Here is a 21039-nt window from a genome sequence, read left to right as displayed (position 1 = left end):
CCCAGATATCTGCTCTATCTAGAGGAAAGTAGATATTTTCTGAAGTGGAGCAACTGCCTCTTACCTACCCTCAACTTTTTGCCAGTTTTCCTCACAGATGAAAATTTCACTTCTATATATATGTAGCCGAAAATTTGCCAGAGACTTTTCCAGACTATCCGCTTTTTCTAGAGGTAAGTAGAGATTTTCTGAAGTGGAGCAACTGCCTCTTGCTTCCCTTTGAGTTTTTGCCAGTTCTCTGAGGAGATGAAAATTTCACTCTTATATAGATAGTCGAAAATTTGTTAGATAATTTTCCCGGTTATCTGCTCTATCTAGAACTAAGTAGAGATTTTCTGAAGTGGAGCAACTGCCTCTTACCTACCCTCAACTTTTTGCCAGTTTTCCTCACAGATGAAAATTTCACTTCTATATATATGTAGCCGAAAATTTGCCAGAGACTTTTCCAGACTATCCGCTTTTTCTAGAGGTAAGTAGAGATTTTCTGAAGTGGAGCAACTGCCTCTTGCTTCCCTTTGAGTTTTTGCCAGTTCTCTGAGGAGATGAAAATTTCACTCTTATATAGATAGTCGAAAATTTGTTAGATAATTTTCCCGGTTATCTGCTCTATCTAGAACTAAGTAGAGATTTTCTGAAGTAGAGCAACTACCTCTTGCTTCCCTTCAACTTTCTGCCAGTTTTCCTCAGAGTCAAAAATTTCACTATATAGGTAGTCGAAAATTCGTCAGATAATTTTCCAGAATATCTGCTCTACCTAGAGGTAAGTAGATATTTTTTGGAATTGAGCAACTACCTCTTACTTCCCCTCGACTTTTTGCCAGTTTTTCTCAGAGATGAAAATTTCACTTACATATATAGGTAGTCGCAAATTTGTCAGAGACTTTTCCCAGATATCTGCTCTATCTAGAGGAAAGTAGATATTTTCTGAAGTGGAGCAACTACCTCTTGCTTCCCTTTGAGTTTTTGCCAGTTCTCTGAGGAGATGAAAATTTCACTTACATATATAGGTAGTCGCAAATTTGTCAGAGACTTTTCCCAGATATCTGCTCTATCTAGAGGAAAGTAGATATTTTCTGAAGTGGAGCAACTACCTCTTGCTTCCCTTTGAGTTTTTGCCAGTTCTCTGAGGAGATGAAAATTTCACTCTTATATAGATAGTCGAAAATTTGTTAGATAATTTTCCCGGTTATCTGCTCTATCTAGAACTAAGTAGAGATTTTCTGAAGTGGAGCAACTACCTCTTGCTTCCCTTCAACTTTCTGCCAGTTTTCCTCAGAGTCGAAAATTCGTCAGAGAATTTTCCAGATATCTGTCTTTACCTAGAGGTAAGTAGAGATTTTCTGAAGTTGAGCGATCGCCTCTTCCTTCCCCTCGACTTTTTGCCATTTTTCTTCAGAGGTGAAAATTTCACTTCTATATATAAGTAGTCGCAAATTTGTCAGAGACTTTTCCCAGATATCTGCTCTATCTAGAGGAAAGTAGATATTTTCTGAAGTGGAGCAACTACCTCTTACCTACCCTCAACTTTTTGCCATTTTTCTTCAGAGGTGAAAATTTCACTTCTATATATAAGTAGTCGCAAATTTGTCAGAGACTTTTCCTAGATATCTGCTTTACCTAAAAGTAAGTAGATATTTTCTGAAGTTGAGCAACTACCTCTTCTATTATCAAATCTTTCCATCCATCTCTTTTCAGCGGAAAACCACCAACATTTTCATTCTCTGAAGCTCCAAAAAAAATTGCACGTCGGAGGATTTTTAGTTGCATCCCTACAAAAATTGTGATACGATAGAAAGTAGTGTGGTTTTTTCGTCAATGCGCATGACTTTTTATTCAACTAAGTTTCTTGGCTAAATGTATAGTTTTCCCAGCAAATTTCTTTCTAGTTTTTCCCATTCATTCCATCTCAAAAAATATCAAAGTTACTCCAAAGCAGACAAATTTTTATAGGAAAGCCAAGAGTAGTATCTTTAAACTTTCCTAAGATAAATTTCTCTAATTTTCAGCTAATTAATTCCCTTTTCAATCCAGATTTTTAGCAGGTAACAAAAATGCAGTTATCAAAGCAATAGTACCCCCCAATAAACCCCAACCTAGCCAAATATTAAAATTCCTACCTCCACTTTTTGCCACAAAAGCAGCAGCAGTACCAATAACACAATGCAAAATCATTAATATCCAGAATAATTGCCAGTTAATTTCAGTCATAATTTTTTTTAAGTATTAGTTATTTGAGAATAAGGACCTAAAAATTTTTCACCATCAAAATGAATTATATGGTCTGGTGCATCAGCAATCCAAACTTCTGTTTCCCAAGCAATCTCAGCAGCAAATTTGCGAAAAGTATTATGGTCTAGAAAAGCTGTAATAAAAATTATGTCAGCCTGACATTTTTCTGTCAATTTTTTCAATTCTAATAAACGTACATTAGAAATTACCCCTGAACTATGAACAGCTTCTATCAAATAAAGCCAATTTTTCTGTTCTGAATAAGCTACTATATCGGGTAATTCTCCATCAGATAATTCAAAAAAGTTTAGTTCTTTCAGTTTGTTTTTTTCTAAATGTAAAAACTTCTTAGCTGTATCGCCGACATATAAAATTTCTGCACCATAACCATATCTAGGTAAAAAACTTTCAATAATTGCTTTCTGTAATTCATTATGTTTGCCAGGACTAAAATTTAAGACTTTACCAGAAGGAAAATTAACAGGAATTAAACTTATTTCTCGTTGACTAGAAAGTTGTTGTTCTAGAGTGACTAGATTAGCTAAAAAAATATCAACCTCTTCTTCCCAATTATTTGAGCCAAAATTTTTAACTAGATTAGCAATATCGGGATTTAAAGCAAAAGATCTTGTACCATCATTTCTAGCTGAATTTGGATTAGCAGCACTAGGAATAATAATTCCTGCAAGAACAATTAATTTTAAATCTTTCCTTCGAATATCATCATAAGAACTTTCAGATATTTTTTCATTAAAATAATTATTCCAGTACCTAATAATTTCCCTAGTTCTTAAAGCATGAGAATTATCAATTTTTGCCCATTCATTAGTTTTCTTAACTTTGGCTACAGCTAAAAAAGCCATTGCCATTCTTTCCAATCGTCTTTTAGTCATCCCCTCAAGAGGTACACCAAACTTACTAATAATATATAACGCTTCATTGATTAACTTTTGAAATTGTTTAGACTTATCTGACTTAGTAATATCTTGGGGAATTTGAGGCATTTTTATCTCTTAAAAAGGTAATGATAATTGTACAGGCATAATTTTTTGTGAAATTTCCTCTGGCGAGAATCTTTTCCTAGATTCTAAATAGCTCCTAATACTCCCTGCCAAATGAAAAGCAAATAAAGGAGGAACTGCATTTCCAATCTGATTAAAACAACTGGTTTCTTTTCCTACAAATTCAAACCAGTCAGGAAAACTTTGTAATCTTGCTGCCTCCCTTAATAACAAACGCCTTCTTCTCCCATCCGGCAATTTTATCCGGTGCATATCACCAGTAGGAGCCGAAATATTTCGACAAGTTAAAGTTCTCGCAGGTTTGTCTAAATACAAGTCACGAGGTTGTTTACAACTAGAAGCTTTTTCATACTTTGCCACATATTTATCCATATTTGGAGTCAGAAATTTTGACTCTGGAGGTGCATGGAATGCCATTTCTCCTAATGCTTCTCCAACAGTTACTTTTTTGTCTAAAACTTGAGGAAATTTCAACTCACCTTTATGCCCAATAACTATTACTCGTTGACGATTTTGAGGCACACCAAAATCAACAGCATTTAACAATTTAACCTCAATAATATAACCCAAAGATTGAAGTGCTTGAGTAATTTCATCTAAATACCATTTATTACGATAAAGTAAACCTCTTACATTTTCAAATAACCAAATTTCCGGCTGTAATCTTGCCACTGCATTAATAAAAATAGGAAAACCATCTCGCGAATCTTTCAAACCCTTTTGCTTTCCCCCAACACTAAAAGGTTGACAGGGAGGACCGCCAATTATTACATTTGCCGGAGGTAATTCTGTTTCAGAAGAAAGAGTAATTTTAGTGCAATTACCTTTGAGATTTTTATTATAAGTTGCACAACAATCGGCATCCATTTCAAAACCATAAGTTTGAAATCCCTGGGCTTCAAAACCGAGAGATAAACCACCACATCCAGCAAATAAATCTATAGCTAAATTAGTTAGATTAACAGATGGTTTAAGTAAATGATTGATTTTTTCTATGTAATTCATAAATCTTATGCAAATTATTAGAATGCTTGTGTAGAATACATAGGTAAAATTAATTAAGAAAAAAGGGTTGATTTTTATGATTTTTATACTAAATATGCTGATAAAAAGGTACTAATTAACTCTCTATAAGTCTATCACATCCTACTTTATCATTGCAATAAAGCTCCGATATCAACATAATTTATATTAGTTTATTTTTGATTTTTTGGAATTTTTAATAAATATATTTAAATATATTTATTACTTAGTTTTCCCTTTAATTGTTAGCAGTAAATATCCCATAAAAAAGTAATTAATTATTTAGTGATAGCAATTTTAACGCTTAAATAATTATTGATTTAAATATAATTTATCAGGTAATTTATTATAATAGATTGTTATTTTTTTAGTAAAAAAATGCTGTTTTTCCCTCATACTATTTTCAATTAATATTTCCTCTCAAATATTTAATTCTATATTCATATTTAAAATGTAAATGCTATATACCAATAATAAATAACTTGAAATTGGAGATTGTTCTAGAAAATCTTAATCTGCCTTCCTCCTAAAATATTACATCTGCTAGATATGAGATTTGCCAAAATTAATAAAAAGCGTTATATACTTATAAGTCAATTTATGATTAAACAATAAATAATTAACAATGTCAGAAAATCAACAAGAAACTTGCCCAGTCTGTCTAGTTAAAATAGTAGGTGGAGATCGGGTGTTATTTTCTTCTGGACCACCTGGTACTAAAGCAAAGTTATGGGCTCGTGTTTGTCAATATGCTCAAAGACAAGGTTGTATAAATCAAGATCTAGATGAAGTTGGAAAGGTCAAATCTGAAGATTACTATAACCCTGAGATTTCCTAGCATCTTTTCATTTTTTCTTCTAACTTACTTGTTCTTTATAAATAGAAAAAACAGAGGCCATTATTAAAAGAAAATTGTTAATTAATTCGCTTAATTAATATGTTAAGAGTCAATATGTTACCAAAAATATATAAGGCACTAAATCCCTGTATCTATAAATATAAGTAAGAATAACAAGATTCTTAAGCTTAACATATCTTATGGTAGAAATCAGATATGATTTCTATCACCCCTTGAGTTTTTGATAGATTTTTCTTACCTTATAACCCTTGATTTTGATTTTTGATTTATTACTTCCGTGAAGTAGTATAGCGCTACGCAAATACGCTCTTGACATTCCTTTGTTCCCTCACAGGAGTGCCCATTACCTCTGTTAGTAGGTCCCATGACGAGGAAACCTCGCCGGGTTCCGAGTGGTTGCCTCTGTTGGACCCCGCTGAGTCCCACCCCTATTCCCAGATCCGGTGTTCCCTTACAACCGAAATTTATTGTCAAACGCCAAAAGACGTAGTGCTATACAGAAATAAGAAAGGAAAGGACAAGAAAAGAAAGGTAGCTTTGCTAAAAAAAAAGGGGGGTGATTTTCTACCAAGATTTTTTCTCCTAATCTCCTGCCACGCTTCTATTTGCTTTTCTGTGGTAAAAATATTTTTCAGATTATTTCCTAGAAGAAAACTTGGAAGTCCAAGACAAATGTTTTTAGATGGAGGTAGCATCAAAATACTAATTGTCGTAGGATCTTATTTCAAAGTCCGTATATTTCTATATTAATTTTTTCTAGAAACCAGTGCAGTATGCCCAACAGATCCTACTATTAACAGAAGGTTAAACATTTGAAACTCAGAATAACTGAGATAATTTTGACTTGACGTAAATACAGTAGTGATGTTTTTGATTTTTGTTGCATAAGCTTGGTTATGATATTAATCGGCATTAGAGAATAGATACTCTATATGATTTGTCAAATAGTCCTGGTTTAACCATCAAGTAAAATTAAATAATGAATCAGACTGCAGCGTTTATAGGAGGATGTATTCTGACGGGGATATTGATTGTCCTCTTGCTCATGGGTTGGATTGTATTTGGCAAGTCGTCTCCTGATTATCGGACGGAAGCGCCAAAAGCATCCCCTTCTCCCTCAATCACATTTTCTCCTTCTCCAAAAGTATATCCTTCTCCTTCTCCTTTAGTAACTGTCTCACCCCAGCCATTACCACCCCCACCAATTTCAGTCCCTTCAGTTCCTGACTTTAAGGACTATCAGTTGGAACAACAAATTAAAAATCAATCAGAGCAACAACGTTCAGCTTATGAGCAACTGAAAACTCAACTACAGCAGCAATTACTTGATATGCGACAGTTGAAAACTCAGTTAGAGCAACAATGGGCAGAGACACAACAACTGAGACTGCAACAAGATCAACTGAAGCTACAAAATGACCGATTGTTGATTCAAGTCCAGGAGCAAGAACGTTTGATTTCTGGATTGAGTCTACAACAGGGGATAGATAATTATAGCAGAAGAGCTTCAGGTAGTTCTGCGAATTATTTAGAAAAAGGTATACTGTGGTTTATTGGAGGAATAGTCTTAGCTATTTTACTTCTTGGCGGTGGTATTATTTTAGTCGGAATGATTATTTTATTAGCTCAACCCCAACGTCGATCTTCTTACAATGGGAAGAGCACAGCTCACGATATTAATGTTCCTTGGCAATATACTATTTATGAGGAGGAGGAAACTAAATTTTTACCTCCTTATATTGACAGGAAAAGAAAGCAAAAATAATAAAATAAATTTCAATAAATCAGAAAAAATAAAAAGGTAAACAATGATAGAAATAGGTGAGTAATAGAATTGAGTATTGTCCTTTGAGGCATAAATTTCCAATTTCTTTTTTGTAGTATTATTTTTGGTAATTGCTATAAATAGAGCAAGAAAATTTTAACTTTTTTAGCTAAAGGAGCAAATATTTCTTTCACTGTCAGATCATTTAGTGTGCTAATCTAGCATTTTTTATAAATTTCTCTAGCTCTCTAGATGGATATTACTTAATTTGGCATCTATTTATAGCAATTTCAGAAGACAAAAGCGGGAAAAATACTTTCCTGTTTAAGGTTGATTATTAGTCTATGTTCTAATACGAAATTAAGATAAAGTTATATAGAATAAAATTTTAATCAGAGTTGACTGTAGATCAAGACAGACAAGTTAATCAATTTCATAATTATGTTCAGCCTTACATAACATTGGTATAAGCAACTCTTTATTTTCTATATGAATATGTTATTTAATAGATTTTAGTATTAAGAATTTTTGCCCAGCTAGGATGACCAGCAGCTAATTTATAGGAGAAGGAAGAAGGAAGAAGGAAGAAAGCGTTTAGTTATCTACCAGATAAGGAAAAATCTGGTGTTGTCTGAGTTTTAAGTTTTTGATATGTCCGTGCCCTTTCCTCCCACTGCTATACCCTTGATATCTGAAATATCAAACTAGAGAAGAATGGAGTTATTTATAATTGTTACTTCGTGTTAGTTGGTAGTTAATTTTATGGATAAGTTTATTGCTTTACTATAGGTAGATGCTACTATTATTATTTAATGGATTTAAGGGTCAGAAAAAATGATTATTTTCGTGATTAAATATCCTTGATTATTGATGTACCTATTATGAAAAAGCATTTCCTGAGGTCATGCTCTGCAAACAGCAATTTAGCAGTCAGCATTTCCTGAGGTCATTCTCCGTAAACAGCGAGTGATAAATAGCTGAAACCGAGAAAAATACAATTTAAAAGAGTATTTAAACCACTCTTAAACTATTTGGCATTTATAGGCCGGAGATTTAAACTAAAGCTAAAAGCTTTTAACCCAGAGCTAGTTAACACTACAAAAAAAATTAATTGCTACAGTTGATCATTGGATATTCTGACCTTCATTCACTTTTACTATTCTGATAGTTGTATTTGCTTCTCCAATTTTAAAATTTTTGGTACAGGGTTTGTAGAAGCAAAAGAGGAAATGATTGTTCTGATTTTAGAGTAGTTAGTAAATGCAGGAATTAGTTCTGTAGGTTGGTTAATGATTATGACTGGATATCAAAGTACATTGATTTTGATGTTTTGATTTAGTGTAGTGATAAATATATTTTAAATAATAATCTTAATAGCAAATTTTAGTATCGTCTGAGCAGCGATCGCCACAGTAATAACAATGATTATGTGGAAGATTTTACTACATATTCTAGTAGTAAAATAGTTGAATTTATATCGATATATAATTTATCGCATCATCAGAAAATGATAGAATGAAGTGTAAAGTTCAACTATTTAAACTTACTGTAATTATTCAGGAGGTATCAATGTTAACCAAAGAAAATCCTTGGTCTAGCAATTTTATCACAGCAAATAGTATTAAAATCCATTATGTGACTCAAGGTTCAGGCCCTTTGATGTTAATGTTACATGGATTTCCTGAATTTTGGTATTCTTGGCGACACCAAATCCCTGAATTTGCTCAAGATTATAAAGTAGTTGCCTTAGATTTAAGGGGCTACAATGAAAGTGATAAACCAGAAGATAAATCTGCTTATGTAATGTCAGAATTTATTAAAGATATAGAAGGAGTAATCAAAGAATTAGGTTATGAAAAATGTGTTTTAGTAGGACATGATTGGGGAGGGGGAATAGCTTGGTCTTTTGCTTATGCAAATCCTGAAATGGTAGAAAAATTAATTGTAATGAATATTCCTCATCCGGCAAAATTTAGGGAGGGATTAGGTACTCCAGAGCAACTTTTGAGAAGTTGGTATATGTTTTTTTTCCAGTTACCTTTTTTGCCAGAATTAATGCTTGAATTTGATGATTATCAAGCTATTGGTTCTATTTTTCAAAGTATGGTAAATAAATCTGCTGTTACTGATGCTGATATAGAAGCTTACAAGGACGCTGTGGCTAAACGAGGTGCTTTAACTTCAATGATTAATTATTATCGTAATATATTTTCTGGATTTTTCAATCAACAAGAGTGGGGAATATTGCGAATTCCTACTTTAATGCTTTGGGGTGAAGAGGATACGGCTTTAGGAAAAGAATTAATTTATGGCACAGAAGAATATGTGGAAAATTTTCAGATTCGCTATATTCCTAATTGTGGTCACTCGGTACAACAGGAACAGCCTCAATTGGTTAATCAATATATGCGAGAATTTTTGAGTAATGATAATGATTTAAATTGAAATAAGTGCAGAGAGAATATTGATTTTATGCCATTGAAGAAGGAAGAAGGAAGAAGGAAGAAGGAAGAAGGAAGAAGGAAGAAGGAAGAAGGAAGAAGGAAGAAGGAAGAAAAAAAAATTAGTATTATTACTAATTTATAGTTCGCCTTAAATGATGTGAATAGAACATTAAAATTTTTGAGGAAATAGGAAGCAGTTTCAGGTAATTAGCTAGTTTTGGGGAGAAGCAAAAATTACCATTTAGTTTTCCAATATACTTGGGAAGTAGTAATTATTGTCAGATTTGTAAAACCCTCAAAAATAAACAGAATAAAGTCTGAAATCTTTACCACTATTTCCTCTTTACTGATTCTTAAGATATTTTCTTTATAACTGTAAGCATTTCCTGTGGAATGCTGCGCAAACAGCTATTAGCTTTCCGCAACAAGACTTTCTCTTTAAGAACAGTGTTTAAATTAATATTGACTTTAAGGTCAAGGGAACCAACTTTTGTAGTAAGACAATTAATAAAGCTTTGATCGTAAACTAAAAGCAATAACTGATAGCTGATGGCTGACGGCTGAATGCTTACTTATAACTGCGTCGAATATTACTAAATAAGAAGAATAACCCGCAAAAAAACTTAAGTATTTGACGAAAATAAAGTTTGTCAAAAATTTATTTCCTTGTGCCCTTTCTAATTTTACCAATCCAACGACCACCCTATCTGCCTTGGCATAACAATAATTTTTAACGCCAACCCGCTTATATAATTAATGCCACTCAAATTACTCTAATAATGATTAATCAATTAAGTAATACGATCGGAAATAATCTAATAGTAATAACTATCCTAATTATTATAAATTGGTTATTGTTATCTTCTAATACTTTAGCTCAACCGATTGATAATAGTCGGCGCGAACAACAAGTATTCCAATCCATTGAATTAAATACGAATTTAATTTTAGAAAATGCAAATCCAGTGGAAAAACAACAGTTAAAAGACAAAAAATATGCTCAGATGCAAGAGTCAGAATTTGCATTCTACAGAGCAACAAATCATTTGTTTTGGCAAGATTTTGCTAATGATAGTAGACTCAGTAAATTTGGTAATCCTAATACAAAAACTTGGATTTTAGGAGATTGTCATGTTGATAATTTTGGTGCTTATAATAACGATCAAGGAGAAATTATCTTTGATATGAATGATTTTGACGAATCAATTATTGCTGATTATCAATATGATTTGTGGCGTTTAGCAACCAGTATTATTTTAGTGGCAAATGATTCTACCCTATCTAAATCCGAACAAGAAGAAGTTGTTGATAGCCTTAGTGAAACTTATCTAGATACCTTAGCTTCTTATGTAGGAAATGACGAAGAAACTAAAATATATTTTACAGAAGCTAATACTAAAGGAGAGATAAAAAGAACCATAGAAAAAGCCGCTCAAAAAACACGACAAGGAATGCTATATAAGTGGACTAAAGTCATAGATAATCAAAGAATGTTTGATTTTTCCAGTGAAAAATTAGGTCTTGCTACTGATGCTAAAAAGGCTATTCAATCACGAATGCTAGATTATGGTAAAACCCTTTCCGGAAACCTAAATTATGACCCAGAATATTTTAAAGTTAAAGATGTTGCCCAAAGATTAAATGCAGGTTTAGGTTCCTTAGGAACACCACGTTATTATGTCTTAATAGAAGGGAAAACTGATGCTTTAGATGATGACCATATCCTAGATATTAAACATCAGTTTCAGCCAGCACCTACTGATGAATTGTTCAGCTTATATGACCGGATTAATTATTGGAAAATATTTAATAATAGTGCTCAACGTCATGCTCTAGCTTATAAAGCACTGATTAAAGACGCTGATGACTTTTTAGGATGGATAAAACTTGTGGATAATAATCCTATTGATGGAGATTTTTCTGGTGATTATTCTGTTAGAGAAATATCTCCCTATAAAAAATCTCTCAAAATTAAAAATTTAATAGATAAAAACAGTTTTATAGAAGTCGCTCAACAATGGGGAAAAATTCTGGCTACCAACCATGCTAGAGCAGATAAAGATTTTGATAAAAAATTAGTTTCTACTTCCTTTGAAAAACAAGTAAAAAAAATTACTGATGGTAAGCATCAAGAATTTAGAAAATTAGTGCGTGAAATAGCTTTTAAATATGCGCAGCAAGTTGAAGCTGACTATGATAATTTTGTAACTGAAGAAATAGGGAATAAAGGGAGTAGGGGAGTAGGGGAGTAGGGGAGTAGGGAACCCACCCCTCACCCCTCCCAGGAGGGGAAGTTAAAGATATGAATAATTAACATTAACTGAGCTGCTAATTAGCAAAAAAGTTATTCTGCTATTTTTAATTACTTAATAACTGAAGTCTTACCTAAATTAAGCATTAATGCATGGGAATTGGTATAAATTTTTGAGTTTATTTTCTAGATGTTTTTGACTAAAGTCTCGATATAGTGTTTTGCTCTGGGATGTGGAGACAAACGTGCTACGAAATAGGGAATAGGGAATATTAAAGGAGGGAACACAGCATTAAAGAGTAGCAAATATAAGGATATAAGGTACTCGAACGGCGTGCTTTTTCTATAAGAAAAAAACTAAATCTAGATTGACATTTCAAATAGAAACACTATAGTTATCAAAAAGTTAGGACTTTTACCAAATAATTAAATTTTAAAGCCTCTCTTTTTCAGAATAAAAAAGAGAAAAAAATCACTTTAATTGACTCTCTTCTTTTAAAGAGAAGTAATTAGGGTTTGCTGAATAAATCTGAAAGCATTGACTGATATTGCTTTTAGCAATTTTTAGTCGCCAAATTGTACAAGCTTTTAGGTCAAAAAGGTGCAAAAAGTTAGCAGAAAAAGTTTAGTAGGACAGAAAAATTAAGAGATAATTGTTACTTCTACCTCCTCTATAATTCCCATTCCTCCTGACTCTTAACTACTCCCTACTCCCTACTCCCTACTCCCTACAAAGAGCAAAAAGACTTTTTCAGCAAACCCTAATTATTATAGGACTTACGAATTACAACAAATTTTTATCATTGCCACCCACAGGGAAACAATCTCACACTCAAATCCTAGTTTTTAGTACCTCATCGTTCAGCAATTAACAATTAATAATTACCTCTTCTTAAAAGAAGAGGATTGACTAAAAGGATTTTTTTTATTTTATCCCCTTAAAAGGGGAGGCTTTAAACCTGAATTTTTGAATGAATAATTATTAACTATCAACTCTTAATTATTCATTATTCATTATTCATTATTCATTATTCGGTAAGTCCTGTATTAATTATTGAATATTAGCCATGAATGTAAATTCATTACGATATTTGACCCTTAATATTTTGCTTATAAATACTCTATAAGACTTAATATCACTATCATTATTCCTCTAATTATTGGGTCGCTTTTCTTTCCTTTCCCCTTCTTTGAATAATTTTCAGTGCGGAAGCTGCTCCAGCACTTATTGCAGCAGCTCCTAATATAGGAGTTGATGCAGCTATTACCCCTATTCCCGCTCCAATCAGAGATGCTGTAACCATTGCTGTACTAGCTATTGTTGTAGAAGTATTTTCATTTTCTCTACTAAATGCTGCCTCATTTTTTTGATAACTGTCGTTAGCTTCTTCTTTCATAACTAAAATTGTTATCTCTTAATCCCAAACACAAATAAAGTCATTAATCCTATACCTATTATATTAGAAAAGAAAATCAACCAAAAAGATTCTTCTCTTGGTGTTGTGTTTTGCCATTCTTGATGCAAACTTAAAACGTAGATAAAAAGCCCAAAAGATATCTTCAACAATTAATAATTAATTATTAATTATTAGAGACTGTTTGTAAAAGGAATATTAAATCCAGGCGTAGGGTGGGTTAGGCGACAATAACTATGAATCGTAACAAAATTTAACTTTCCGCCGTAACCCACCGAATATTAAGCACTCTGGCCGTCTTAATCTTTAGTTTACAAACACTCTCTTACATCTTCTTGTAAATAAGAAGATTGGCTAAAAGGATTTTTTTCTTTTTTATCCATGAATGGAGAGGCTTTATACCTTAAATTTTCGGTAATAAATAGTCCAGCTTTTTGAGCCTCATCAGCATTAATATTAGAGTCAAATAATAGTGTTAAACCTCCAGAAATAGAAGATAACTTCATTAATTAATAATGGATAATGAATAATGGATAATTACCTCTGGTTAAAACCGTTATGGAACGGAATTGAATATAAGGAAATCTGATTTTTTTTCTCCTTAAAAGGAGAGGCTTTAAACTTTTGGGGATTAATTATCAATTATCCATTGGTAAGTTCTATTCCCCAAAATAAATCTTGTCTTTCCCAACCTTTCCCTCTTGCTAATTTCTTAGCAATAGAACCTATAAATATAATTACTAAAGGAATAAATAGAGCTTAAAATAAAAGATCCAAACTAGCATTTTTCATATTTGCAATTTGCTTTTTGCCACTTGCTTTTTTTAAATATCCATATGACTTTTAATTTTAGACTCTTGACTAATAAGATTGACAAATTATATGGCAATCTGAATATAGGACAAAACCTATTACTGAGCCTTTCGCTACAGAAATATAACGATATATTATGCAAACTCTACCCAACCCAACCAAAACTTCTGCAAATCAACCCGCCTTTGACACAACTATCCATAGGCGAAAAACTCGCCCCGTCAAAGTAGGTAATGTAACCATCGGTGGTGGCCATCCAGTCGTAGTCCAGTCAATGATCAATGAAGACACCCTTGACATTGACGGTTCCGTAGCTGCCATTCGTCGTCTACACGAAATTGGGTGCGAAATAGTCCGCGTTACCGTTCCCAGTATGGCCCATGCAAAATCCTTAGCAGAGATTAGACAGAAATTAACACAGACTTACAAACCCGTCCCACTGGTAGCTGACGTTCACCATAATGGTATGAAAATTGCTCTAGAAGTTGCCAAGCACGTTGATAAAGTCAGAATTAATCCTGGTTTATATGTATTCGAGAAACCTCAATCTGGCAGAAACGAATATACCGAAGCAGAATTTGAGGAAATAGGTGAAAAAATCCGCCAAACCCTCGAACCACTGGTAATTTCTTTACGAGACCAAAATAAAGCCATGCGAATTGGGGTTAACCATGGATCCTTAGCAGAAAGAATGCTATTTACTTATGGAGATACCCCAGAAGGCATGGTAGAATCTGCCCTGGAATTTATCAAAATTTGTGAATCCTTAGACTACTACAATTTGGTAATTTCTCTGAAGGCATCGCGGGTGCCAGTCATGCTTGCTGCTTACCGATTAATGGTAAAGCGGATGGACGAACTAGGTATGGCCTATCCTCTACATTTGGGTGTAACTGAAGCAGGTGATGGAGAATATGGTCGAATTAAGTCTACTGCTGGTATAGCTACACTTTTAGCAGACGGAATAGGGGATACAATTCGCGTATCTTTAACTGAAGCACCCGAAAAAGAAATTCCAGTTTGCTACAGTATTCTTCAAGCCTTGGGTCTGCGGAAAACAATGGTAGAGTATGTTGCCTGTCCCTCCTGTGGCCGAACTCTATTTAATCTGGAAAATGTTCTGCATCAAGTGCGAGAGGCAACAAAACACTTAACAGGATTGGACATTGCTGTTATGGGTTGTATTGTTAATGGCCCTGGAGAAATGGCAGATGCAGATTATGGTTATGTAGGTAAGCAACCAGGGTATATTTCTTTATACCGTGGACGGGAAGAAATTAAAAAAGTCCCTGAGTCTCAAGGTGTTGAAGAATTAATTAATTTAATTAAAACTGATGGGCGTTGGGTTGAACCCTAGTTTATAATTAACATTTAATTGGGAGTGGGAGTGTATTCTTAATTACACTCCTTGGTTAACTAGCGATCAGCATTTCAGCATTTCAGCATTTCCGTAGGAAAAAGCGGAGCATTCCGGACTGAAACGCTTTTTAAATTAACAATTGATAGATGGGGCTTTTCTTCTTGTTGGGTATGAGGAATCTAATAAGAATCTAAATTAGTTAATTTGGATACAGATAAAATATCAATGTTTTAGTTGGAATATTGGAAATAAATCTACTATTTTTTTTAACTAGAAAAGCTTGTACAGAAAATTTTAGGAAGCGTGAGGTACAGTTTAAGACTAATCTATAATTTTTATTCATTCCTATGTTCCCTCATACCGAGTGCGCTACCAAATACGTCTGTCGCCGACGTGGGGTCGCACCGCTGTTCCCTAAAAGGATAAAACTTTGTACCTCATCAACTCGAAAACTGCTGTAATTAATAGATGAGAGTGAGCCTAATATTATTTTTAGCAGAGATAGTTAAAAATAACATTCAAGAACTGTATAAATAAATCATAATTTTATATACCCCCAAAAAATGGTTAACACTAAATTTATATTAAGGAGAGTAAAAAAAGAATTATCGATGCACACCTCTAGTAATACTAGGGAAATAAACAGTTATAGCAGAAGCAAGAAGGAAGAAGGAAAAATCTGGTGTTGTCTGAATTTTAAGCTTTTGATATATCTTAACCTTTGCTTCGACTGCTATAAATATTCATAATTTTATATCTGTTAATAAGGTATTAGTGCTGAAGTTTGACCAAGCTCCTAAAGTTAGATAAGAATATTTTTTTCTAGACATACACCATAAGAAAAAAATCAAGTATTCCCTTTAAATATCCTAAATTTATTGATGAAGATTTACCTGATTCCCTTCTCCATGCTTGATTTTTAGATATCAAAAACCTAGCTACAAGCATTATATTACTTATGCTAAATTAGGCATAATAGTAGTGATGGTAATTATTGTTTAAATTAATTCAACAAACAAATGGTTATAGCAAAACGTGGGCTAATTCTTGGTGCAACAGCATTGATGTTAACAGGCGTTACTGTCATAGGCGCTGGTATTCATCTTTCCTCTCAAGCATCATTAAATAATAACGACCCTAAAGAATTAATCGACCAAGTTTGGCAAATTATTGATAAAACTTATGTTGATGGTACTTTCAATCAAGTAGACTGGAAAGCTACTCGCACTGAATATCTCGATCAAACTTATACAACTGATGAAGAAGCTTATGATGCAATTAGGGAAATGCTAGAAAAGCTAGGAGACCCTTATACCCGCTTCATGGACCCGGAAGAGTTTAAAAATATGCAAATTGACACTTCTGGAGAACTCACAGGTGTAGGTATTCAACTAACCCAAGACCAGGATACAAAAAAATTAGTAGTAATTTCACCAATAGAAGATACCCCGGCTTTTGAAGCAGGTATTCTAGCTAAAGATATTATTAGCAAAATAGATGGTCAAAGCACTGAGGGAATGGATATAAATCAGGCAGTAAGTTTGATCCGCGGTCCTATCGGTTCTCAAGTAACTCTAACCATTAAACGAGAAGGTCAGGAAATAGACTTTCCTATTACTAGAGCAAAAATTGAAATTCATCCCGTAAAGTATTCTCAGAAAGACAGTTCTCTGGGTAAAGTTGGTTATATCCGCTTAAATCAGTTTAGTGCTAATGCTGCTGGTGAAATGCGAGAGGCCATAGATGAGTTAGAGACTCAGAATGTATCGGGTTATATTTTAGATTTACGTTCTAATCCTGGTGGCTTACTTTATGCTAGCGTAGAAATTGCTCGGATGTGGCTCGAACGCGGAGATATTGTTTCTACTGTAAACCGTAGTGGTGTTACCGATCGCCAAAAGGCTACTAATAGGTCTTTGACAGATAAACCATTGGTGATTATGGTGGATGGAGGTTCGGCAAGTGCAAGTGAGATTCTTTCTGGTGCTCTACAAGATAATCAACGGGCGACATTAGTAGGTACTAAGACATTTGGTAAAGGGTTGGTGCAGTCAGTGCGTGGTGTGGGTAAAGGTGCAGGGTTAGCAGTGACGATCGCTAAATATTTCACCCCGAGCGGTCGCGATATTAACCATGAGGGAATTAAACCAGATGTAGAAATCTCTCTGACAGATGAACAAAAAGAAGCTTTGCGGAAAAGTCGCGACAAAATAGGTACTCTTGACGATCCTCAATATGCAAAAGCATTGGAAATTTTGAATCAAGAGATTGCAAAACTCCAAAATAATAAAGCTCAGTCAACAACAAAGTAGATTGATAAATTAATTATATTAATTATTCTGGCTGACATTTTCCTGCTCGAATCAATCCTACACGACGGGCGATCGCTTCTTCAACAGTATTAAATGGACCCCATGTTTCTATAACGTCGGGGTCTTTTTTTTGTTCGACTTGTGTACTAGGCAAAATTTCACAGGTTTTCTCTAGTTTCTTGATAATATAGTATTTTTGTGATGAGTCATTCATATTAAAAAAGGAAGAGGGAAGAAGGAAAAAGGCAGAAGACAGTTGGTAATAACTCAAAAAGTGGCGTTGCATAAATACGGGATGATTTTAATAGTTTTGTGGGATGGGCATCTTGCCCGTTCCCGTTCCTGATATTTTCGGGATAGTCAGGATGCCTGCCCCCACTTACCATTTATATTCATCCCCCCCTCAGCAATGCCCAAAAAGTACTTATATCATGTCAAGATAATTAAGCATAATCAAAATTTTATATTTAAGGGTTATTGAAGAAATATCCCAAATTCATGATCTGTTTCCAGTATTAGCTCTTGAATTTACACCTACGATGTACCACCTAACACCTACAGCCTAATTAATATAAATATTTACTTAACAAAGTTACAAACCATATTAACATAATAATGTTTTTTGTACTTCCAGTAAAATTATTAAACTAAAAATATGGGACGTAAGTTTTATGGTGCAGTATTCCCATTCATTTTAGGCATAGGATTTGTCTTGTCTATTACTCCAAGTAGTGAAGCCAAGAAACAACAATCAAGTGAAAGTCTTGACCAAACTGCTCAGATTTTAGAAACAATAGAGGAATACAATCCACTCAAGCAACCTCCACAGACATCGAAATCACTTGAAGAGTTAGACCAAAAAAAAACAAATATTGTTACAGAGAAAAATGATGATACCTTAGGACAAATAGAACAATACAATCGACTCGATCAGCCTCCCGAAATATCTCCGCCCCTAGAACGAGTTAACTCTGTCAATCAACTTAGTGATGTTCTACCCACAGATTGGGCATATAGTGCCTTACAAGGATTAGCAGAACGCTATGGTTGTCTATTGGCTTCCCCAAATGCTACATTTGGTGGCAATAGAGCCATCAGTCGTTACGAATTTGCAGCAAATCTTAACGAATGTTTACAAGTTATTCAAAGCCTGATTGAAGAGTTCAATGAAGGTTATATTTCCCAAGAAGACTTAGCAAAAAGCCAACGATTACAAGAAGATTTTGCCGTCGAAATAGCCGATACTAAATCCCGCCTGAATGCTCTAGAAACACGAACAGATATCCTGGAAGCTAATCAGTTTTCTACCACAACATTACTAAAAGGGCAAGTAACTATGGCCCTTTATGATGCTTTCGGTAATGATGGTAAAGACGGTGCTACTGTAAGTGCCGATGATAGTCAATTAGGCTTTGGTCATGCCGTAACATTGAACTTTGATACCAGTTTTACAGGTCTAGACTTCCTGAGAACTAGGCTAAGAGTTGGAGACTTACCTGGAGTAAATACAGGTACAGCTCATACTTTCATAGGCGCAGGTTCTCCACCTAATGACATAGCGCGATTAACAGAAGTATACTATATTTTTCCCCTCAACACGAAAATGAGTCTTTATATAGGAGCTGCTGGACTTGACTTCGATTTGATGGCTCCTGCTCTTAATCCCAAACTACTCAGTGGTAATACAGGAAGTATAGCCTTGTTCGCTTTTTACAACCCCGTCATTTATATTCAAGTAGGCGGTGCTGGTTTAGGTTATAGTTATCAAATTAACGATAATTTTAGGTTAGATGTTGCTTATCTGGGAGGTGGTCCTGGTGGTGGTACAGGAAGAGTTAACGATCCAAGAGAAGGTGGTGGACTTTTTAACGGTACAAATAGCGCTTATGCTCAGTTAACAGTTTCACCAACCGTAGATTTTGATTTTTCTTTTGCTTATGTAAGAGCATATTATACAGCAGATTTAGTTAATGTAGCAGGTTTTACAGGTAGCAGAAATGCTCAACGACCTTTTGGCAGAGTGGCAACTTCAGCAGACCATTTTGGATTCCAAACTAGCTATCGCTGGGCACCATTTACTTTTTCTGGTTGGGTTGGTTATAGCAATGCTGAAGCAGAAGCAGGCGATCGCGAAGGGGATGAAGCAGATATTTGGAATTGGGCAGTGACAGTAGCTATAGATGACTTAGTGTTTGAAAATGGAAGTTTAGGTATTTCGGTTGGTCAACAACCAAAAGTAACACATATTGACAATGGTGAAGATGACCCAGATACCTCTATACAATTTCAAATTTTCTACAATTATCGAATGTCAAATAATATAGATGTAACATCCGGTTTTTTTATCGAAACACAACCAGAGCATGACGATCGAAATGACCCAATTTCAGTATTTGTTACTCGAGCTACTTGGAGATTCTAAACCTCGTCCATGTTGAAACCTGAAGTTTCTAATTATTCCGATGTGTCATTGCGATGTAAGGAAGCAATCTCGAAGTATTGGCAGAAAAACTATAGTTTTCAAAGTAGAAGCGGTTTAATTATTCTAATTATTCAAACGAGGAAAAATGAATAAAAAACTAAAAATTCTGATTTTTTTATGGTTGGCATTCCTAGGGACTATTTTTCCAGCAAAAATCAGTCACACACAAACAGAGGAAACTATCATTAGAAGAGAGCTGATATTCGTAGGAGTTAGAGGAGATTCTCCTTGGTTTGGCTACAGAAATGACGGAAAATGGACAGGGTATTGTATAGATATTGCCTATGCTTTAGCTGAACGTCTGAGTGCCAACCAACTAGACCCAATTAGGGTAAGATTAGTTACATCAACTACCCAAAGTCGTTGGGATATGGTAACAAGTGGTCAGGTAGATTTGGAGTGTGGTCCTAATACTATTAGTGCTGAACGTGAAGAAAAATACGGCGTTAGTTTTTCTACACCTTTTTTTATTACAGCAACACAAATCTTAGTCAAAAAAGAAACCCAAGAACAAGATTTGAAGGATGGTAAGGGGGTAGTTGGTGTAGTTAGGAATACAACCAATGAAAATGATATTAAAACAAGTTATCCTGATGAACGAATTGATAATAAATATTTAAGCAGAGAACAAGGGGTAAAAGCTTTATTGGATGGTGAAATTAATGGATTTGCCAGCGATGGAACTCTTTTGTTAGGTTCATTATTTATACTGAACTCTGAGTTAGGGGAAGATTATAATTTACTCACTCCTCAGCAAAATGGCCGTCCTTTTTGTGCAGGTTATGGCTTTATACTTCCTGGAGGAGAAGAAAATTCTAGTTGGAAGAGGTATGTTAATGACTTTCTTGCTAATGATAAAAAAGCTCGAAGAGTCAGACAAAAATGGTTGGGCGATCTAAGTGAAAATAGTCAAAGAATTTATGATGCTTGTACTCAGGAAAGTTAGAAGTCAAAAATCAAAAGTCAAAATAAAAAAGATTGAGTAGTTGACTGTTTTATCTAAAGTAGTGCGTTAGAATTGTCATTGCGTTTTGCTGGCGCATAACTCCGTTAACGCTCCGCGA

15 protein-coding genes are annotated in these 21039 nt (G+C 34.3%); 8 read left to right on the top strand and 7 right to left on the bottom strand.

From position 1 onward, the window contains the following. Window positions 1–1617 precede the first annotated feature (1617 nt). The 4 genes from D5R40_RS35705 to D5R40_RS20755 all read right to left on the bottom strand — a co-directional run bounded on the left by D5R40_RS35705 (window position 1618) and on the right by D5R40_RS20755 (window position 4256). Window positions 1618–1767 (bottom strand): hypothetical protein, encoded by a 150-nt coding sequence (locus tag D5R40_RS35705; RefSeq protein WP_161565031.1) that lies wholly within the window; start codon window positions 1765–1767, stop codon window positions 1618–1620. Between the two features lie 255 nt (window positions 1768–2022). Beyond that, window positions 2023–2208 carry a hypothetical protein gene (locus D5R40_RS20765; protein ID WP_124142837.1) on the bottom strand — a complete coding sequence of 62 codons (186 nt, stop codon included), beginning with the start codon at window positions 2206–2208 and terminating at the stop codon, window positions 2023–2025. 8 nt (window positions 2209–2216) lie between these two features. After that, window positions 2217–3233 carry a BsuBI/PstI family type II restriction endonuclease gene (locus D5R40_RS20760; protein ID WP_124142838.1) on the bottom strand — a complete coding sequence of 339 codons (1017 nt, stop codon included), beginning with the start codon at window positions 3231–3233 and terminating at the stop codon, window positions 2217–2219. Window positions 3234–3242: 9 nt separating this feature from the next. Continuing rightward, a complete protein-coding gene (locus tag D5R40_RS20755; protein WP_124142839.1) occupies window positions 3243–4256 on the bottom strand; it encodes a DNA cytosine methyltransferase in 1014 nt (337 codons plus the stop codon). A gap of 643 nt (window positions 4257–4899) precedes the next feature. Here D5R40_RS20755 and nblD point away from each other — a divergent pair. The 4 genes from nblD (at window position 4900) to D5R40_RS20735 (ending at window position 11594) form a co-directional block, all read left to right on the top strand. Continuing rightward, the gene (gene nblD, locus D5R40_RS20750) at window positions 4900–5112 is read left to right on the top strand and encodes an NblD family protein (RefSeq protein ID WP_124142840.1); all 213 of its coding nucleotides are present in this window, start codon (window positions 4900–4902) and stop codon (window positions 5110–5112) included. Between the two features lie 1000 nt (window positions 5113–6112). Next, window positions 6113–6898, top strand: a complete 786-nt coding sequence (locus tag D5R40_RS20745; RefSeq protein ID WP_124142841.1) for a hypothetical protein — start codon at window positions 6113–6115, stop codon at window positions 6896–6898. Window positions 6899–8413: 1515 nt separating this feature from the next. Then, entirely contained in the window at window positions 8414–9343 is a 930-nt protein-coding gene (locus D5R40_RS20740) for an alpha/beta fold hydrolase (RefSeq protein WP_339379414.1), read from the top strand. 778 nt (window positions 9344–10121) lie between these two features. Then, window positions 10122–11594, top strand: coding sequence for a DUF2252 domain-containing protein (locus D5R40_RS20735; RefSeq protein ID WP_124155136.1), 1473 nt, complete (start codon window positions 10122–10124; stop codon window positions 11592–11594). Between the two features lie 1156 nt (window positions 11595–12750). Here the strand turns inward: D5R40_RS20735 and D5R40_RS20730 are convergent. After that, entirely contained in the window at window positions 12751–12990 is a 240-nt protein-coding gene (locus D5R40_RS20730; protein ID WP_124142843.1) for a hypothetical protein, read from the bottom strand. A gap of 329 nt (window positions 12991–13319) precedes the next feature. Then, window positions 13320–13514: a hypothetical protein gene (locus D5R40_RS20725; RefSeq protein ID WP_124142844.1), complete on the bottom strand. Its 195-nt coding sequence runs from the start codon at window positions 13512–13514 to the stop codon at window positions 13320–13322. A gap of 443 nt (window positions 13515–13957) precedes the next feature. Between D5R40_RS20725 and ispG the strand changes: the two genes are divergently transcribed. Continuing rightward, window positions 13958–15178, top strand: coding sequence for a (E)-4-hydroxy-3-methylbut-2-enyl-diphosphate synthase (ispG, locus tag D5R40_RS20720; protein WP_124155135.1), 1221 nt, complete (start codon window positions 13958–13960; stop codon window positions 15176–15178). A 1022-nt stretch (window positions 15179–16200) separates the two neighbouring features. After that, the gene (gene ctpC, locus D5R40_RS20715) at window positions 16201–17493 is read left to right on the top strand and encodes a carboxyl-terminal processing protease CtpC (protein WP_124155134.1); all 1293 of its coding nucleotides are present in this window, start codon (window positions 16201–16203) and stop codon (window positions 17491–17493) included. A 22-nt stretch (window positions 17494–17515) separates the two neighbouring features. Here ctpC and D5R40_RS20710 read toward each other — a convergent pair whose 3' ends face one another. Then, a complete protein-coding gene (locus tag D5R40_RS20710; RefSeq protein ID WP_345789240.1) occupies window positions 17516–17647 on the bottom strand; it encodes a DDE transposase family protein in 132 nt (43 codons plus the stop codon). A gap of 501 nt (window positions 17648–18148) precedes the next feature. Here D5R40_RS20710 and D5R40_RS20705 point away from each other — a divergent pair. Both D5R40_RS20705 and D5R40_RS20700 read left to right on the top strand, forming a co-directional pair. After that, window positions 18149–19915 (top strand): iron uptake porin, encoded by a 1767-nt coding sequence (locus tag D5R40_RS20705; protein ID WP_124142848.1) that lies wholly within the window; start codon window positions 18149–18151, stop codon window positions 19913–19915. A gap of 145 nt (window positions 19916–20060) precedes the next feature. Next, entirely contained in the window at window positions 20061–20921 is an 861-nt protein-coding gene (locus D5R40_RS20700) for an amino acid ABC transporter substrate-binding protein (protein WP_124155133.1), read from the top strand. The last annotated feature ends 118 nt before the right edge of the window (window positions 20922–21039 follow it).

The sequence above is a fragment of the Okeania hirsuta genome (assembly GCF_003838195.1).
In the GTDB taxonomy this organism is placed as follows: domain Bacteria; phylum Cyanobacteriota; class Cyanobacteriia; order Cyanobacteriales; family Microcoleaceae; genus Okeania; species Okeania hirsuta.
This window is presented reverse-complemented; position numbering and strand designations above follow the sequence as displayed.

What these genes read in the sequence shown, in the direction of transcription:
- D5R40_RS20765 (WP_124142837.1), bottom strand. Translation starts at nt 2,208, where the DNA reads ATGACTGAAATTAACTGGCAATTATTCTGGATATTAATGATTTTGCAT.
- D5R40_RS20740 (WP_339379414.1), top strand. Translation starts at nt 8,414, where the DNA reads ATGAAGTGTAAAGTTCAACTATTTAAACTTACTGTAATTATTCAGGAG.
- ctpC (WP_124155134.1), top strand. Translation starts at nt 16,201, where the DNA reads ATGGTTATAGCAAAACGTGGGCTAATTCTTGGTGCAACAGCATTGATG.
- nblD (WP_124142840.1), top strand. Translation starts at nt 4,900, where the DNA reads ATGTCAGAAAATCAACAAGAAACTTGCCCAGTCTGTCTAGTTAAAATA.
- D5R40_RS20700 (WP_124155133.1), top strand. Translation starts at nt 20,061, where the DNA reads ATGAATAAAAAACTAAAAATTCTGATTTTTTTATGGTTGGCATTCCTA.
- ispG (WP_124155135.1), top strand. Translation starts at nt 13,958, where the DNA reads ATGCAAACTCTACCCAACCCAACCAAAACTTCTGCAAATCAACCCGCC.
- D5R40_RS20725 (WP_124142844.1), bottom strand. Translation starts at nt 13,514, where the DNA reads ATGAAGTTATCTTCTATTTCTGGAGGTTTAACACTATTATTTGACTCT.
- D5R40_RS20735 (WP_124155136.1), top strand. Translation starts at nt 10,122, where the DNA reads ATGATTAATCAATTAAGTAATACGATCGGAAATAATCTAATAGTAATA.
- D5R40_RS35705 (WP_161565031.1), bottom strand. Translation starts at nt 1,767, where the DNA reads ATGCAACTAAAAATCCTCCGACGTGCAATTTTTTTTGGAGCTTCAGAG.
- D5R40_RS20760 (WP_124142838.1), bottom strand. Translation starts at nt 3,233, where the DNA reads ATGCCTCAAATTCCCCAAGATATTACTAAGTCAGATAAGTCTAAACAA.
- D5R40_RS20745 (WP_124142841.1), top strand. Translation starts at nt 6,113, where the DNA reads ATGAATCAGACTGCAGCGTTTATAGGAGGATGTATTCTGACGGGGATA.
- D5R40_RS20730 (WP_124142843.1), bottom strand. Translation starts at nt 12,990, where the DNA reads ATGAAAGAAGAAGCTAACGACAGTTATCAAAAAAATGAGGCAGCATTT.
- D5R40_RS20705 (WP_124142848.1), top strand. Translation starts at nt 18,149, where the DNA reads ATGGGACGTAAGTTTTATGGTGCAGTATTCCCATTCATTTTAGGCATA.
- D5R40_RS20755 (WP_124142839.1), bottom strand. Translation starts at nt 4,256, where the DNA reads ATGAATTACATAGAAAAAATCAATCATTTACTTAAACCATCTGTTAAT.